The following is a 1,345-nucleotide window of genomic DNA, read 5'->3' as shown; positions in this document are numbered from 1 at the left end:
GCCCAGCCGGCGACGGCGCGCGCCGCCGCCCGGTAGCGCCGCGCAATGCTTGCTATGCTGAAAGTCCACTCCGCGCGGCTAGACAACCATGGTCCCACCCCTAGGCCCCCACTCCGAACGGCAGCTGTACCGCGACGCCGACGGCCGTTATTGCGCGCGGCTGGGCGGCTATCAGTTCAGCAGCGTGTTCCAGCCGCTGTTCTACCGCAGCGGCGGCGTGTTCGGCCATGAGGCGCTGCTGCGCGTCCGCACGCTGGATGGCCAAGCGCCGCCTCCGGACGCCTTCTTCGCCAGCCTGCAGCCGGAACTGGCGCTGGAGGCGGACCAGCTGGCGCGGCTGATCCACATCCGCAACTTCGCGCAAAGCGGCCAGGCCGGCTGCCTGAGCCTGAACCTGCTGGCGCAGACCGCCGTCGTGGACAATGACGGCCGCACTCACCTGCCGCTGCTGCAAGGCCTGCTGGACTCGCTGGAGCTGGACAGCGCCGGGGTGATCTTCGAGCTGCCGGAATACGAGGTAGAGCACCACGGCCAGCCGCTGATCAACAGCCTGCGCCTGACCGCGGAAGCCGGCTTCGGCTTGTCTGTGGACGATTTCGGCGCGGTGGCCGCGCGCCACGGCAAGGTCAAGGCGCTGTGCCCGGACCTGATCAAGATAGACCGCAGCCTGCTGCTGGACTATATGTCCGGCGAGCGCCACCGGCTGCCGGTGCTGCTGGAGCTGGGCTGGCAGATAGGCTGCCGCATGGCGGTGGAAGGCATAGAAACCAGCGAACAGCACCAGGCGATGCAGGAGCTGGGGGTCGAACTCTACCAGGGCTTCTACCTGGGCATGCCGGCCGAGCTGCCGGTGGCCTGCCAGCTGTGACCGGCGCGGTCCAGCCACAGGCTGGCCAAGGCCAAGGCCGCCAGAGCGGCGCCCAGCCACACTGGCGCGCGCAGGCTCCAGCCGGCGTCCAACAGCGCGCCGCCACCCCATGAGCCCAGCATCAGCCCCAGGTTCACCACCGACATGTGCAGGCTGTTCACCATCGGCCCGCTGCCGCCGGCGCGCACCACCCGCGCCACCATCGCCGGGTTCATCGGCAGGCCGGCCAGGCCCAGCAGCAGCACGCACACCGCCGTCGCCGCCTGCCATTGCGCCAACGATGCCAGCGCCACCAGGGCAACAAGCAACACCAGCAAGCCGCCGCGCAGCACCGCGCGGGTATGGCTGTCCGCCAGCCGGCCGCTGCACAGATTGCCGAGCACCGTCGCCAGCCCGTAGCCAGCGAACAGCCAGGGCAGCGTCGCGGCGGCGAAGCCGCTGACCCGGGTGAACAGGGGCGCCAGATAGGTGAAGGCG

At 70.2% G+C, this 1,345-nt stretch carries 2 protein-coding genes; one reads left to right on the top strand and one right to left on the bottom strand.

Annotated features, from left to right (window positions below):
- Nucleotides 1-88 precede the first annotated feature (88 nt).
- A complete protein-coding gene (locus LQT98_RS23630) occupies nt 89-868 on the top strand; it encodes an EAL domain-containing protein (protein ID WP_231465685.1) in 780 nt (259 codons plus the stop codon).
- On the opposite strand, the gene LQT98_RS23625 is transcribed toward LQT98_RS23630, so the two are convergent.
- On the bottom strand, nt 823-1,345 hold a 523-nt coding region (locus tag LQT98_RS23625; RefSeq protein ID WP_231465683.1), incomplete at its 5' end, for an MFS transporter. The genes LQT98_RS23630 and LQT98_RS23625 overlap by 46 nt on opposite strands.

The organism is Chromobacterium aquaticum (assembly GCF_021129195.1).
GTDB classification, from domain to species: Bacteria; Pseudomonadota; Gammaproteobacteria; order Burkholderiales; family Chromobacteriaceae; genus Chromobacterium; species Chromobacterium aquaticum.
This window is presented reverse-complemented; position numbering and strand designations above follow the sequence as displayed.